The following is a 15607-nucleotide window of genomic DNA, read 5'->3' as shown; positions in this document are numbered from 1 at the left end:
GATATTCCCCCCTTTATTCGCTGAAACATAGTGAATTTGACACAGGTTGTTTATATTTAAAACACGGTCCAAAATCTGAGTTCCACAAAAGAAGAACCTTATCATTAACCAAAATCGAGACTATCATGTTTGACGGCACTAGTATCAAACAATACCTGACGTTGCTCCTGTTGGGTATCTTGCTTCCATTTTTTGCGGCTGCACAAGCCAGAAAAGTAACCGGAAAGGTGACGGATGAAACCGGCGCTGCTGTTCCGGGAATTACCGTGGCCATCAAAAACGGCAAGGGAGGAACCGTCACCAATGCAGACGGCACTTTCTCCCTGACGGTAGCGCCCGGCGCCGTGCTGCAGCTCTCGTCCATTGGTTACGAACAGGCGCAGGTAACAGTCGACAACAGAACGGAATACGCCGTTGTGTTGAAACAGCTGGCCAAGAACATCAACGAGATCGTGGTGACGGCGCTCGGTATTTCACGGCAGTCGAAAGGCCTCGTGTATGCCATGCAGACCGTTAAAACCGCCGAACTGAACGAAGTGCGGGATGCCAACAACATCCTCAATTCGCTGCAGGGGAAAGTGGCCAACGCCATCATCACCCAGGGCTCCGGCGGGCCGGGCAGCGGCGCGCGTATCGTATTGCGCGGCAACCGCTCCATCCAGGGCACCAACAACGCCCTGATCGTGGTAGATGGCGTACCCATCGCCAACCCCACGTATAACGTGACCGGCAATACGTTCGGTGGCATCCAGGGCCCGGATGGGGCCTCTAATGTGAACCCGGACGACATCGAGAGTGTGAGCGTACTGCGGGGCGCTTCCGCCGCCGCATTGTACGGTAGCCAGGCGGGCAACGGCGTGCTGGTGATCACCACCAAAAAGGGGAAGAAAAACAACTTCTCGGTAGACGTGAACTCCGGCGTGGCGTTTGAAAGCGCGTTTTCGCTTCCCCGCGTGCAGAACCAGTACGGGCAAGGCCTCGGCGGCACGCTCAACGCATCCGTGGGCGACAGCTGGGGTGCAAAGATGACGGGCCAGTCGTTCACCAATCACCTCGGCAAACCGGGCACTTACAGTGCGCAGCCGGACAATATCAAAGACTTTTTCCGGAACGGGGTGTCCTTTAATAATTACATCGGCGTGTCGGCCGGAACGGAGAAGATGCAGTCGTACCTCTCGTACACCAATAACGCCGTAAGCGGCGTGGTACCGGAGAACAGCCTGATGCGGCATACCGTGAACTTCCGGATCAGCAACCAGTTCAGCCCGAAATTCTCCACAGACGCCCGCATCACTTATATCAACCAGCGCATCGAGAATATTCCGCGGAATGGGGAAGAAAACTCCCCCGTGATCGACATTTACCAGGCGCCCCGCAACGTGAGCCTGGCCGATGCGAAGAACTACCAGACCATCGGCACGCAGGGCACGCCTGTTGCAACGCCCTGGCCAGCTACCTTGGGATCCATCTACCAGAACCCTTACTGGATGATCTATAACACGTCGATCAACGCCAACCGCGACCGTATCATGGGTTTCCTTTCCATGAAATACCAGCTCACCGACTGGCTGAGTGTAACGGGCCGTGCGAACCTCGACAAAATGACGGATCAGCTCGACCAGGCCTATATGGAAGGTACCGTGCTGCGCGCGGCGCTGGGTACCGGCGGGGAATACATCCTCAGCAACCTCCGCACCACCCAGCAGTGGTATGACCTCATATTCGAAGGAAAGAACCATATCGCCCGCGATTTTGACGTCACTTATTATGCCGGTGCGATCTTCCGGGACATCACCAACCGCATCAATACCCTGCAGGCCAATGGGCTCCGCGTGCCGAACCGCTTCAGCACCGCGTTTGCGAAAGCGCCCTTCCCTACCGCTTCTGCCGGTGGCAACCAGACGCAGTCGCTCTTCGGACAGGCTGCCTTCTCCTACAAAAACGCCATCTTCCTGGATGCGAGCATCCGGAACGACTGGGACTCACGGCTGCCCGACCCTTATTCATACGCTTATTATTCAGCGGGTGCATCCGTGGTGCTGTCCGATCTCATCAAAATGCCCACTCCCATTTCTTTCCTGAAAGCCAGCGTGAACTATGCGCAGGTAGGTAATGGCGGGCAGGAGCAGATCCGCATCGCCACCTATAACTTCACGCAGAGCGCCGGCAACGGGCAGATCGGGCGGACCACCGTGTTGCCCATCGCCGATCTCAAACCAGAGATCGTAGGCAATATCGAAGCAGGGCTCGACATCCGGCTGATCGACAACCGCATCGGCCTGAACGCCACCTACTATAAGAGCAATGCCAAGAACCAGCTGCTGTCTTTAAGCGTGCCCGCCGCTACCGGCTATCTCACGCAGTACATCAACGCCGGCAACATCCAGAACACCGGCTGGGAGTTCATGCTAACGGGCACCCCTGTACGCAGCAACAACTTCACCTGGGATGCGTCGTTCAACCTTGCGTTTAACAACAACAAGGTGATCGAACTGACCGACAACATCAAAACATTCGCGATCAATACAGACGCCCGTGTGGCCACGGTAGTGGTGCAAACCGGCGGCAGCTACGGCGACCTGCACGGTCTGAAATGGGCCACGAACGAAGAGGGCAAACGCCTCGTGACCGCGGCCGGCAAACCGGTGCTCACCAGCACGCCTACCTACATCGGCAACTTCAATCCCAAAGCCAACCTCGGCCTCACCAACACGCTTAACTACAAGGCATTCTCGCTACGCGTGCTGGCAGATGGCCGTGTAGGCGGCACGATCGTATCCGGGACCGAAATGAACCTTGCTTTCAGCGGCATCCCCGAAGTAACGGAGCGGTACCGCGAAGGCGGATGGAACCTCGGCGGTGTGGATGCCAACAAACAACCCGTCAACGCGGCCATCTCCGCGCAGGACTTCTGGCAAACCGCCTCCGGCAAACGGTACGGAGCAGCCGAATTCTTTGCCTACGACGCCACCAGCTTCCGCCTCCGGGAAATCTCGTTCGGATATACCATCCCCGTGCCCGCCAAATCTTTCATCAAATCGCTGAAGATATCGGCGGTTGGGCGCAACATCGCCTGGCTGTACCGCGGCAGCTCCAGGCTCGATATACCGGGGCTGGGCAAACGGAAGATGTGGTTCGACCCGGAACTGAGCCTGGCCAACAGTAACTACCAGGGCGTGGAATACGGCAACCTGCCTTCTACACGCAGCTGGGGCTTTAACCTGAAAGTGGGATTCTAAAACTAAAACCTGAAATGATGAAAACACTCTCCATATTCATGGGCGCCCTGCTGCTGACGGCCGCGTCCTGCACCAAAAAGTTCGAATCGATCAATACCAACTCCGATGCGATCGTCAAGATAGATGCGGCGGAACTGCCTTTCCTTTTCACCCGTGCGCAGGATCAGGCCATGTTCGCCACCAGTTACCAGACGGCGCAGAACCTCAATGCGGACCAATATGCACAGTATTTCGCCTGCGTAGCCACCTCCTTTCCGTCAGACCGCTACGTGATGCGGTCGGACTGGTTCAACAACGCCTGGCTGCGCCTGTACACCGGCGCGGTGCCGCAACTGCAAACCATTTTCCAGAAAACGGAAGCCACTTCCGCGGAGTATGCACTCGCCAACATCGTGTGGGTGCTGGCGTTCCACCGGGTTACCGACTACTGGGGGCCCATTCCCTATTTCAAAGCCGGCGAAGTGGCTAACACGGTGCCGTATGACGCCCAGGATAAAATCTACGACGATTTCTTCAAAAGGCTGACGGCTGCCGTTACCGTACTGAAAGGCAAAACAGCGGAGAAACCCTTCGGCACCTTCGATATCATTTACGGCGGCGACGTGAACAAGTGGATCAAATTCGCGAATACCCTTCGCCTGCGGCTCGCCCTGCGGATTTCGAAAGTAGACCCTGCGCGCGCCAAAACGGAAGCGGAAGCCGCTTATGCCGCTGGCGTGATGACGAGCAGCCCCGAAGACGATGCCCTGATGCAGAAAAGCCTCAACGGCAACGACATCAACGGCCTGTCGCAAATGAGCGACTGGAACGAATTCCGGATGAGCGCGGCCATGGAATCCGTGCTGAAAGGATACAAAGACCCGCGTATGCCCGTGTATTTTTTACCGGCAGTGACTTCCAAAACATTTGAAGGCCTGCGGAACGGGCTGACCGCCACACAACTGACCAACGCCGCCAACACTCCTGCCGCCACCTCGCATGTAGGCGCCAGATGGAGCTCTCTGGCAGCGGGCGGTATTGCCACGCACCTCTCCACCCCGCAGAACGTTATGTGCGCCGCGGAAGCCTTTTTCCTGAGGGCGGAAGGCGCCACGCTGGGCTGGAGCATGGGCGGTACGGCACTGGAGCTGTACGAAGCCGGCATCACACAATCTATGAAACAATGGGGCATCACCGATAATGTGGCCATACAGGCTTACATCCACGGGCTGACGCCGGCCGTTGCGCCCGCGGACTTCCTGAACTCGCCCGCGCTGGTGAACTTCCCCGTGCAGTTCGACGTGGCCAATCCCGCCACACAGCGTGCGCAGATCTCCGTGCAGAAATGGCTCGCGCTGTTCCCTGACGGCTGCGAAGCCTGGGCGGATTACCGGAGAAGCCATGCATTCAGCCTCTACCCGGTGGCGAATTCCGACAATGCGGATGTCACCAACCCTGCCACGCAATGGATCAGAAGGCTTACCTTCCTGACGCAGGAAACGCAGAACAATGCCGCCGCCATGGGCGATGCGGTAACCCTGCTGAAAGGGCCGGATAAAATCACCACGCCGTTGTGGTGGGATAAAAATTAGCGAAAGAAATTTTCGGGAAAGGGAGTTGCGCAGGCAGCTCCCTTTTTGTTTTGACCCGGCTTCCCGAAAATCCGCTGCAGCAGTCGGTGGGTGTGCGATATAATCCCACGCCTAAAGGTGGCCCGCACAATTTTCTTCGTCGTCCCCTATCAATTTTTACATTTTTTTGCTTTTCAGTTTTTATTTTTCTTCATAAATTGGCGGCCATTCAGGAACAGTTGTTCCTGTCTCCTTTGCTGTAAGGAAAAAGGTAAATAGCTATTATTTTATAAAAAGTATAATTAATATTTATTAATCTTCAGTTAGCAATGTCAGCCAGTATCAGCAAGTATCAGCGCCGCGTTATGCCGCATGCAAATGCCATTCTTTTATTTGCAGTATTGTTTTTAGCCGCCCGCCAGGGCATCGCGCAAACCGGCAGCCAGTCAACATCACCATTTACGGTGCGGCTCATGAATCTCGAAGCAGCCGCCAGCACTCCCTTCACTTACAATGCCACGCTGCGTAACACCGCACGCGTGCCGCGCATCTTCCAGTTGTCTGCACAAACGCCCGCGGGCTGGAGCCTGTCTTTCAAAGCAGAAGGCTACCAGGTCACCTCGCTGCAGATGGATTCCGCGAAGGTGCAGGACATTGCCGTCGAGCTCATCCCGGGCGCAGACACGAAGCCCGGGAAGTACACCATTCCCGTGCTCGCCCTCTCCGGGCACGATTCGCTGAAGCTCACGCTGGAAGCCGTCGTGAAAGGCGCCTATGCCATTACGCTTTCCACACCCAGCGGCCGGTTGAGCGACGATGTTACCGAAGGCAGCACGAAAGAGATCCATCTCGTGATGAAAAATTCCGGCACCATCGCGCTCGACAATGTGGAGTTATCGGCACAGGCTCCGCCGCAATGGGAAACCACCTTTTCACCGGCTAACGTCGCGCGCCTCGAGCCGGGCAAGGAGCAACAGGTGGTAGCCAGGCTGAAGGTGCCGGACAAAACCATCGCCGGCGATTATGTGACCACCTTCACCGCAAAGAACGCCAACGCCAATTCCAACGCGGCTTTCCGGATGACGGTCAAAACCTCCCTGCTCACGGGATGGCTGGGTATCCTGATCATACTCGCGGCCCTCGGCGCCGTTTACTACCTTATCCGTAAATATGGCAGAAGATAGTGCACTATGGAACAAGCAATCATTGAGACGCGTGGGCTCACCAAAACCTATGGCTCTCTGAAGGCGGTAGACAACCTGGATCTCTCCATCGGCAAGGGCGAAATATTCGGACTGCTGGGGCCTAACGGCGCCGGCAAATCCACCACTATCCTCATGCTGCTCGGGTTGACCGAACCTACCGCTGGCGAGGTGCGCATCTGCGGACTGAACGCCACACGCAATCCCATCGCCGTGAAACGGAAAGTCGGTTATATGCCCGACAGTGTCGGTTTCTACAACGATCTCACCGCGCTCGACAATCTCATGTACATCGCCCGGCTCAACGGCACACCGGAAGCCCGGGTGAGGGAACGGGCCAAAGAAATGCTGGTGGAAGTCGGGCTCGAAGGGGCCATCCACAAAAAAGCCGGTACCTTTTCAAGAGGGATGAAACAGCGCCTCGGATTGGCGGATGTACTGATCCGGCAGCCGGAAGTGATCATTCTCGACGAGCCTACCCTGGGGATCGATCCCGCGGGCGTAAAGGATTTCCTCGAACTCATACTGCAACTCAACCGGCGCCAGGGCCTTACAATTTTATTATCGTCCCATCACCTGCACCAGGTACAGCAGGTGTGCAGCCGTGTGGGCATATTCGTTGGCGGCAAACTGCTCGCACAAGGCGGGATTGAGACGCTGGCCGGTGAATTGTTCAGCACCACGCCCTACACGTTGCAGGTAACGCTGCAATCGCCCTACAAGCAAAACGGCGCGCTGGAGGCGGACCTCCTGCAACTGCCGGGCATCCGGCAGGTGGCGGTAGCCGGGAACGCCGTGGAGATTGCAGGCATGCAGGATATCACGCCCGACATCGTCCGTTTTTTTGTGGGAAAGGGTTTCGACGTCATGGGCGTGCAGAAAAAAACCTACGGCCTCGATGAAATCTATCACCGGTATTTTGAAAACAACTTAAAGGAAAACGTCTCCAATGAAAAGTCAAGCGGCCTTTTTCAACGGTCTTTTTTCGGGAAATTCAAAAAGCGCTGAGATGCGGGCCCGCAGCCCGTTCTGGGTGATGGTGCGGAAAGAAGTGGCCGACCAGGTGCATAGCTGGCGGTTCATCATTCTCGCCGGGCTGATACTCCTCACTTTTTTTGGCGCGATGTACGTGGCCATGGCCAACATCGGCAAAGTGACGGCCAACCCCGGCGACCCGGACGGCTCTTTCCTGTATCTTAAACTGCTGACCACCACCGACGGTTCGCTGCCGCCCTTCCATGTATTCATCGGCTTCCTGGGCCCCCTGCTGGGCATTGCGCTCGGCTTCGACGCCATCAATTCCGAACAGGCCAACGGCACGCTCGTGCGGCTCATCGCGCAGCCCGTATACCGCGATGCCGTGCTCAACGCGAAATTCGTGGCCTCACTGATCGTCATCAGCACCCTGTTTTTATCGCTCAGCTTATTGATGATCGGCGGCGGGCTGGTGATCACGGGCGTGAAGATGGAGCCTTCCGAGCTGGTCCGCATCCTGTGTTTCGTGGTATTGAGCATCCTCTACGTGTCGTTCTGGCTGAACCTGTCGATCCTCCTGTCGGTGAAGTTCCGGCAGGCCGCCACTTCCGCGCTCACCGCCATCGCCATCTGGCTGTTCTTCACCGTATTTTACCAGATCATCCTCAACCTGGTGGTGCGGGCCCTGTTACCCGACCCGAACCAGCTGAGCCAGGAACAGCTCATGTCGTACAACGACATCATCCTGACCTTCCTGCGCCTGGTGCCCAGCCAGCTGTACACAGACGCTACCACCACCCTGCTGATGCCCTCGGTACGCAGCCTGGGGCCGCTGACCATCGAGCAGATGGCCGGGGCCATCCCCGCGCCGCTGAGCCTCCGGGAAAGCCTGCTGGTGGCCTGGCCCCAGCTGTGCGGCCTCATCGCGGCCACGGTCGTTTGTTTCGCGCTGTCGTATTATCTTTTCATGCGCAGGGAAGTCCGGACATAAACCTGCCGCGGACCGTATGTCAGTCCCGTATCACCGCGGGCACGCACACGGCGCCGCGGGCGGGCAGCCCGGAACGCGCAGATACATATTTCTGTAAAATTTTAAAGCCTGATGTTGCGTGCATCAGGCTTTTTTCGATATGTTTACAAACACCCAATAAAGGGGACATCTTTTGCAAACCAAGGTTGTAGAAATAAGTGAACCACTCTTGAAGGAAGTATCCCGGGGCAATGAAAAAGCCTTCCGGCAGCTGTTCCATGACTACGCAGATTACCTGCACACCTACATCTGGCAACTGACCAAATCGAAAGAGATGGCCGAGGAGGTGGTGCAGGATATCTTTTTACAGATCTGGATGAGCCGCGAAACACTCTCGAACATCCGCAATTTCCGCACCTACCTTTTTGTGATCTCCCGTAACCACGCCCTGAACGCGCTCAAAAAACTGATCAGGGAAAAAAAACGCCACAGTGCCTGGGAACAGACGCAGCAGCCCGGCGAAGAACCGGAAGACATAGAAGCCGGCCTGAGCATCGTGGAGGAAGCGATCAGGGCGCTGCCTCCCCAACAGCAGAAAGCATGGCTGCTGAGCCGGAAACAGGGCAAAAAGTACCACGAAATCGCAGCCGAAATGGAACTTTCCCGCGAAACGGTCAAAAAATACATCGGCTATGCCACCCACTCCATCATGGAATACGTCAGCCGGCGGCTCGACGTCCTTTTATTGATCGCCCTGATGAATCTCGATTAAACAGCGCCGCCGGGGAGAAAAAAAATTTCCCTCCCGGTAGCCCCTTTTTTATTTTTCCGTTGTTCCTATAATGTAATTATGCAAACATCCGACACCAGACTTCAGGAATTATTTGACCGCTGGGTGAAGAACCAGTGCAGTCCCGCAGAGCAGGAAGAATTTCTCGCGCTGGTGGAAAAAACCGGCCCGGACGAGCTGACGCCCGCCCTGGAGGCGGCCTGGCTTTCCTTACAGCCGGAAAGGCAATTGAGCGCCGGGGAAAAAGACAGCATGGTGGACAACATTTTCCGGCAGTCGCCCGCCCAGCCCGTTTCCGGATGGTCGCGCTGGTGGGCCGCCGCGGCTGCGGCACTGGTGTTATGCTTTGCCGGCGGCGCCTGGTATGGCTTGCAGAAAAACAACCGCAACGGCATCACGGCCGGCAACAACAGTTCTCACGACGTGGAGCCCGGTAAAGAAGGCGCCATTCTGACCCTGGGCAACGGGCAGACCATTGTGCTGGACACATTGGGCAACGGCGTCATCGCGCAGCAGAGCGGCACGCAGGTAGTGCTCCAGAACGGCAGCCTCAGCTACGAAGCATCCGGCGCAGATGAAGCCAGTTTTAATACCATGACCACCCCCCGGGGCCGCAAGTTCCAGCTGGTACTGCCCGATGGGTCGAAGGTTTGGCTCAATGCCGCCTCCTCTCTCCGCTACCCCACCGCTTTCACCGGTCAAGAGCGCCGCGTGGAAATCACGGGCGAGGCTTATTTCGAGATCAGCAAAGACGCCGCAAGGCCATTCATCGTAAAAATCAACGAACAAACCGACATACAGGTACTGGGCACCCAGTTTAACGTCAATGCCTACACGGATGAAGCGAACATTCAAACCACCCTCGTGGAGGGCTCGGTACGCGTCCGCTCCAGCGGGCAAAGCCGCGTGCTGACGCCCGGCCAGCAGGCGCAGATCAGCAACAAAGGCGGTAATGTCACCATCCTGGATCACGCCAACGTGGATCAGGTAACGGCCTGGAAAAACGGCTTCTTCAATTTCCATGGGGCCAGCCTGCCCGAGGTGATGCGCCAGCTTTCCCGCTGGTACGACATCGACGTCATTTACGAAGGCACCGTCCCCGACCAGCAGTTCGAAGGAGAACTGCCCACCACGCTGCAATTATCTCAAGTCATTAAAATATTAACCAAAGTCGACGTAAAATTCAGAATCGAAGAAGGGCAGCGGCTCATTGTACTGCCGTAACTATTCACCACATAAAAACCGTTGTATACGCCGGCCTTGCCGGTGAAAGGATACTATTTGTTATGAAGATATCTGTATGATAGGCCACTGAATAAAAACAGGGAAGTGTTTGCACCACTTCCCTGCATAAAATTCAGGTCTCAAAAACTGTCTGGCTAAAGACTACATTTTTAATCAACCTAAACCTTTACAAAAGTATGAATTTCCTGGCTTTTTGTAAGTATGCCTTCTATTGCCTTGCGCATAGGGCCGCAACCAAACATCTAAGCACAGTGAGGACTTTGCCGGCAACATCCCGGCGGCCTTGCCTAACTACAATCGTGAACGCGATGAAAATTACTACCGTTTTCCTCTTTGCCGTCTGTATGCATGTGAGCGCTAAAACGCATTCACAGACCATCACCTTTACCGGTAAAGAGGTGCCCCTCTCCAAAGTATTCGCCGTTGTCAAACAACAGACGGGGTATGTATTTTTTTACAACAAAGGCATCCTGCGCGACGGGGCCAACATCAACGTGCAGGCCAAAGACCAGCCGCTGGAAACCTTCCTGCGCACCGTGCTGCAGGGGCAGCAGCTGGATTATTCCATCGAAGACAAAGTGATCATCATCTCCCGTAAACCGATGGAGGTATTGCCGGACATGCCGCCGCCGGTGACCGTGAACGGGCGTATTACAGACGACCGGGGCGTTCCGCTGCCGGGCGTGTCCGTTAAGGTGAAGGGCTCCCCCAAGGGCACCACCACCAATTCAGACGGTGTGTTCAGCCTCTCCAACGTGCCGGACGATGCGCACCTGGTGATTTCCTATATCGGGTTCGAAACCCGCGAAGTGGCCATCAAAGGCCAGGGCGCCATCAACCTCCAGCTCACGCCCGCTACCAAAGACATTGAAGGCGTAACCGTAGTGGGGTATTCCTCCCGCAACGTCAAATACCTCTCCAGTGCGGTAGCCACCGTATCGCGCGAAAAACTGCGCGACGTGACCTCCAACAACCTCAACAGCCTGCTGCAGGGTAAAGCATCCGGCGTGGTGGTAAGCGCGCCCACCGGCGACCCCGTGGCCGGCGCCAATATCGTGATCCGCGGTCAGGGTACCCTTGCGGCCGGCATCTCGCCACTCATCGTGGTAGACGGTAACATCGGCGGCACCTTCAACCCCAACGACGTGGAATCCGTAACCATCCTCAAAGACGCCGCCGCTACCGGTCTTTACGGCAGCCGCGCCGCCAACGGTGTGATCATCGTCACCACCCGCCAGGGCAAAGCCGGCAAAACCCGGATAGAGCTCAATACCGTCGTGGGTTACAATGAAGCCAACAACGGCAAGTTCAAACTCATGAACTCGCAGCAGCTGTACGACTACCAGAAAACATTCACCAACCGACCGGATACCGTGTTGAAAACGGATACCGACTGGCAGGACATTGCGTTCCGCCGCGCCATGACGCAGAGCTACACCCTCTCCGCCTCCGGTGGCAGCGAAAAAACGCAATTCTATGTGTCCGGCAACTACTACAAGGAAGAAGGCACCCTGCTCACCAACAGCAAAACCAGCTATAACTTCCGCACCAACATCATCCATAAGCTGACCGACAAGATCAAGATGACGGTACTGCTGAACGGCGACTACGTGAAAAATAACAACCACCACAGCAGCACGCTGTATGGCGCTTATACCTACCTGCCCTGGGACAAGCCGTACAATGCGGACGGCACGCCCCGTTTCGGCAGCGGCACCGGCTGGCTGGGCCGGGAACAGCATAACTTTGTGCATTCCCTCCAGTACAACCAGAGTTTCAACCGCGGGATGACCTTCAACGGCGACCTGAACCTCGACTATGCCATCACCAAACACATCACACTGTCTACTTACAACAGGGCCAGCATCTGGAACTACAAATCCACCGAATATTTCGACCAGCGCTCCAAGGAGGGTACCGCCGACAAGGGGCTGCTGCAGCACAACACCCGTTTCAGCAACACCCTGCTCAGTTCCAACCGCCTGCGGTATGAGAACAACTTCGGCGATCATAACCTGAGCGTGCTCGGTGTGGTGGAAGCGGAAAAATATTATTATGACGACAACGCCATCAGCGGCCGCGGCCTGCCTGCGGGCATGACGGCGATGAGCACCGCCACCGAAGCCAAAACCACACCCACCGGCGGCCGTGATGAATACAGCTTCACCAAATGGCTGGCGCAGGCGGATTACAACTTCAACAACCGCTATTTCTTCCTCGCTTCCTTCGTAAGGGATATCTCCTCCAAGTTCGGGAACAACAACCCCGGCGGTAACTTCTACCAATTGGGCGCCTCCTGGATCCTGAGCAACGAGCAGTTCCTGAGCGGCCACCCCGTGATCACCTTCCTGAAGATCCGCGGCAGCCACGGTACCGTTGGTAACCCGCCCACCGCGAACTACCAGAGCCTTGGCCTGTACGTGTACGACCAGAGCGCTTCCTACGCCGGCCTGGCAGGCTCCTACCCTTCACAGAAAGCCAACCTCGACCTCACCTGGGAAAAGATCCGCGTCAACAACATCGGTCTCGACATCAGCCTGTTCAAACGCATCGACCTGAATGTGGATGTGTACGACAAACAGGCGCGCTCCCTGCTGATGCTGAAGCCCCTGCCGCTCACCAGCGGTTATGCCAACATCATGCAGAACATCGGTTCCATGCGTAACCGCGGTGTCGAGTTTACGCTCAACACCCGCAACCTCGTAGGCGAATTCAAATGGGAAACCAGCTTCAACCTGGCGCTGAACAGGAACAAGGTGACCAAACTCAACGGCAACGACAAGTTCGGTTCCCCCGGCACCAACCAGCCCGTGGGCCTGGGAGAAGATATGGACAAGTGGTATATGCGCATCTGGGCAGGTGTTGACCCCGCCACAGGCGATCCCCTCTGGGAAAAAATCATCACCGATGCGAGCGGTAAAACCTACCTGACCTACACCAATTCTTACAACGCAGCCACCCTGCAATACACCGGCACTTCATCCGCACCCAAATTCACCGGCGGCTTCCTGAACACCTTCAGCTACAAAGGTTTCACGCTGAGCGCCTTCTTCAACTTCGTGAAAGGCAACCAGGTGTTCAACAGCTCACGCCAGTTCTTTGACTCCGACGGGCTGTACGACAGCTACAACCAGATGGTGCTGGCCGAAGGATGGAGCCGCTGGAGCAAACCCGGCGACATTGCCACCCATCCCAAACCCTTGCTGGGCGGTAACAAAGCGGCCAACGAGCCCAGCTCCCGTTTCCTTGAAGACGGCAGCTACATCCGCCTGCGCAACGTAACACTGGGCTACAACATCCCGGAATCTTTGCTACAAAGGCTGAAGATCGGCACGGCACGGGTATTCCTCAGCGGCGATAACCTGTGGACGGGCACGAACTTCTCCGGCATGGATCCTGAAGTGAGCTTCGTAACATCAGGCGGCGCCACCAAAGGCGTTTCCGGCACCAAATATCCTATCAGCAAAAAATTCCTCCTGGGCGTTAACATCGGGTTTTAAAAACAGCAACACATGAAATCTACCAATATCATCGCGCTACTGCTCAGCTGTACTTTACTCAGCGCCACAGTAGCCTGCAAAAAATACTACGAACCATCTACCGCCAAAAACGAAGACGCGGCGCTCAGCAACGCGGACGACGTGAAGTCTGCCACCATCGGCACTTACGCGGTACTGAAGAATCCCAACTACGTGCGCAGCATCCACTTCCTCACCGAGTACCAGAGCGATAACATCGCACAGGGCCAGACGTCGTCTGATGCCTTGAGCAATGCCTACCGTTATACACACCTGGTAGACATGAGCCACGTGAATGCCGTATGGCAGCAATCCTATTTCGTGGTGAACTCCGCCAACAAGGTGATCCGTTTCGTGAAAGACGATGCCAGCCCGGCCCTGCGCCAGCTGAAAGGTGAAAACCTTTACCTCCGCGCCATGATCTACTTCAACCTGGTGCGCGTATTCGGCCGCCCCTATCCGCAGGGACAGGGCGCAGGCGACGCCGTACCCATCGTGACGGAAACCACAGAAGAGGAATTCCCCGCCCGCGCTACGGTGAAAGCCGTGTACGACCAGGTGATCGCCGACCTCACCAAGGCCGCGGAACTGATGACGGAAAACAAAAACAACAACTTCGCGTCCAAAGAAGTGGCCTGGGCATTGCTCAGCCGCGTGTATCTCTATAAAGAAGACAACGCCAAAGCCATCGAGTTCGCCAACAAGGTGATCACTTCTCCCCGCTATGCCTTGCAGCAGGGCGATGCGTACCGCAACTATTTCCGCGGTGTGCCGGAAGACAATAAAGAAACCATCTTCTGCATCCGCCACATCAAAACCGAGAACCGCGACTTCAGCGCCATCGGCTCCATGTACTACAGCGAAGGCGGCCAGGGACAGACCGGCTGGGGCGAGATCTATGCCTCCAAACAGTTCGTCGATTTCCTGGATCAGCAGCCTGCAGACATGCGCCACGCGTTCATTTCGCCATACACCAACGCCGGCCCGGTACTCGCCTGGCCTTACCCGGTGCCTGCGCCCAACGTGCGCATGAACACCCGCCTGGTGCCCAATACACCGATGTATTACATCAACAAGTACAACTACCAGGAAGGGCTCACCAACCTCAGTAGCCCCGTTTACCTGCGCCTCGCCGAAATGTACCTCATCCGCGCGGAAGCCTACGCCAAAACCGGGCAGGTACAACCGGCACTCGACGATGTGAATATGCTGCGTACCCGCGCAGGCCTCAGCGGCGCGGCGCTGCATACAGTGGCCAGCATCGCCCTCGCCGGTAAAACCGCGCTGGACGTGGTGATCGACGAACGCAGGCTGGAGCTGGCTTTTGAAGGCCACCGCGCGTACGACCTGTTCAGGAACAACCGCCCGCTGGAAAGAAATTATCCCGGCACACACTCCCTGAACAACACACCGTCCACCAACATCACGCAAACCGTGCCGCCGACAGACAACCGGGTGATCTTTTTCATCCCCAACCGCGAAAGGCTGGTAAATCCTAACCTCACTCAAAATCCGTAAGCAACATGAAAAGCAACATATATATCCTGCTCACCGCCGTGATACTGGCCGCATGCGGCAAAGCGGAAGTAGTGACTTTCAAGGACAAAAGCACCGTGATCAAGGCAGACCGCAGCGCCTGGACGGCCACCGCCTCCAGCGAAGAAACCACCGCGGAACAGGCCGGCGCATCCAAAGTGCTCGATGGGGTGCTCACCACCTACTGGCATTCCAATTATTCCACTACTAACCCGCCTTACCCGCACTGGGTGAACATCGATATGAAAACGGCTATCAAACTGGTGTCTGTGGAAGTGACCGCCCGCCAGAACAATGCCAACGGCATGGCGAAGTTCAAAATCGAAGGCAGCGTTGACGGTAGTAACTGGATACCGCTTGCGGATAATCTCACGTTTGTGGGCGCTACCAGAACCGCGCAGAGCTTCCCGGTATTGTCTGCCACGGCCGTCCGTTACCTGAAGCTGACTGCACTCGAAGGGCCGGTGAAAAATGCATTCATCGCCGAAATAGAGGCGTTCGCCAGCAAATAGCTTAGTAGTACTGTCGTATATTTAACACAACGTAAAGGGGGCTTTGGCCCCCTTTTTTATTTCAAAAACT

General features: G+C 56.2%; 10 protein-coding genes. All 10 read left to right on the top strand.

Annotated elements, in window-relative coordinates:
• Window positions 1-125: 125 nt before the first annotated feature.
• The 10 genes from EGT74_RS12595 (at window position 126) to EGT74_RS12550 (ending at window position 15537) form a co-directional block, all read left to right on the top strand.
• Window positions 126-3239: a SusC/RagA family TonB-linked outer membrane protein gene (locus EGT74_RS12595; protein ID WP_123846945.1), complete on the top strand. Its 3114-nt coding sequence runs from the start codon at window positions 126-128 to the stop codon at window positions 3237-3239.
• A 14-nt stretch (window positions 3240-3253) separates the two neighbouring features.
• Window positions 3254-4810, top strand: coding sequence for a SusD/RagB family nutrient-binding outer membrane lipoprotein (locus EGT74_RS12590; RefSeq protein ID WP_220392871.1), 1557 nt, complete (start codon window positions 3254-3256; stop codon window positions 4808-4810).
• A 308-nt stretch (window positions 4811-5118) separates the two neighbouring features.
• Window positions 5119-5973 (top strand): COG1470 family protein, encoded by an 855-nt coding sequence (locus EGT74_RS12585; protein ID WP_123846944.1) that lies wholly within the window; start codon window positions 5119-5121, stop codon window positions 5971-5973.
• Window positions 5974-5979: 6 nt separating this feature from the next.
• On the top strand, window positions 5980-6999 hold the full coding sequence (locus EGT74_RS12580) for an ABC transporter ATP-binding protein (protein WP_123846943.1): 1020 nt from the start codon (window positions 5980-5982) through the stop codon (window positions 6997-6999).
• Entirely contained in the window at window positions 6941-7957 is a 1017-nt protein-coding gene (locus tag EGT74_RS12575; protein WP_123846942.1) for an ABC transporter permease, read from the top strand. The genes EGT74_RS12580 and EGT74_RS12575 overlap by 59 nt, the downstream gene beginning before the upstream one ends.
• A gap of 208 nt (window positions 7958-8165) precedes the next feature.
• Window positions 8166-8708: a sigma-70 family RNA polymerase sigma factor gene (locus tag EGT74_RS12570; protein WP_158618121.1), complete on the top strand. Its 543-nt coding sequence runs from the start codon at window positions 8166-8168 to the stop codon at window positions 8706-8708.
• A gap of 78 nt (window positions 8709-8786) precedes the next feature.
• Window positions 8787-9950 carry a FecR family protein gene (locus EGT74_RS12565; protein WP_123846940.1) on the top strand — a complete coding sequence of 388 codons (1164 nt, stop codon included), beginning with the start codon at window positions 8787-8789 and terminating at the stop codon, window positions 9948-9950.
• A gap of 329 nt (window positions 9951-10279) precedes the next feature.
• Complete coding sequence (locus EGT74_RS12560; protein ID WP_158618120.1) at window positions 10280-13471, top strand: SusC/RagA family TonB-linked outer membrane protein; 3192 nt, start codon at window positions 10280-10282, stop codon at window positions 13469-13471.
• A gap of 12 nt (window positions 13472-13483) precedes the next feature.
• Entirely contained in the window at window positions 13484-15007 is a 1524-nt protein-coding gene (locus EGT74_RS12555) for a RagB/SusD family nutrient uptake outer membrane protein (RefSeq protein WP_123846938.1), read from the top strand.
• A 5-nt stretch (window positions 15008-15012) separates the two neighbouring features.
• Window positions 15013-15537: a discoidin domain-containing protein gene (locus EGT74_RS12550; RefSeq protein WP_123846937.1), complete on the top strand. Its 525-nt coding sequence runs from the start codon at window positions 15013-15015 to the stop codon at window positions 15535-15537.
• Window positions 15538-15607 lie beyond the last annotated feature (70 nt).

It is taken from the genome of Chitinophaga lutea (assembly GCF_003813775.1).
In the GTDB taxonomy this organism is placed as follows: domain Bacteria; phylum Bacteroidota; class Bacteroidia; order Chitinophagales; family Chitinophagaceae; genus Chitinophaga; species Chitinophaga lutea.
The sequence above is the reverse complement of the archived record's forward strand: the minus strand, read 5'-3'. Positions and strand labels throughout refer to the sequence as shown.

Bases quoted from the DNA above. Each gene is read 5' to 3' on its own strand.
- EGT74_RS12575 (WP_123846942.1), top strand. From the start codon at position 6,941: ATGAAAAGTCAAGCGGCCTTTTTCAACGGTCTTTTTTCGGGAAATTCA.
- EGT74_RS12550 (WP_123846937.1), top strand. From the start codon at position 15,013: ATGAAAAGCAACATATATATCCTGCTCACCGCCGTGATACTGGCCGCA.
- EGT74_RS12595 (WP_123846945.1), top strand. From the start codon at position 126: ATGTTTGACGGCACTAGTATCAAACAATACCTGACGTTGCTCCTGTTG.
- EGT74_RS12580 (WP_123846943.1), top strand. From the start codon at position 5,980: ATGGAACAAGCAATCATTGAGACGCGTGGGCTCACCAAAACCTATGGC.
- EGT74_RS12585 (WP_123846944.1), top strand. From the start codon at position 5,119: ATGTCAGCCAGTATCAGCAAGTATCAGCGCCGCGTTATGCCGCATGCA.
- EGT74_RS12555 (WP_123846938.1), top strand. From the start codon at position 13,484: ATGAAATCTACCAATATCATCGCGCTACTGCTCAGCTGTACTTTACTC.
- EGT74_RS12590 (WP_220392871.1), top strand. From the start codon at position 3,254: ATGATGAAAACACTCTCCATATTCATGGGCGCCCTGCTGCTGACGGCC.
- EGT74_RS12560 (WP_158618120.1), top strand. From the start codon at position 10,280: ATGAAAATTACTACCGTTTTCCTCTTTGCCGTCTGTATGCATGTGAGC.
- EGT74_RS12565 (WP_123846940.1), top strand. From the start codon at position 8,787: ATGCAAACATCCGACACCAGACTTCAGGAATTATTTGACCGCTGGGTG.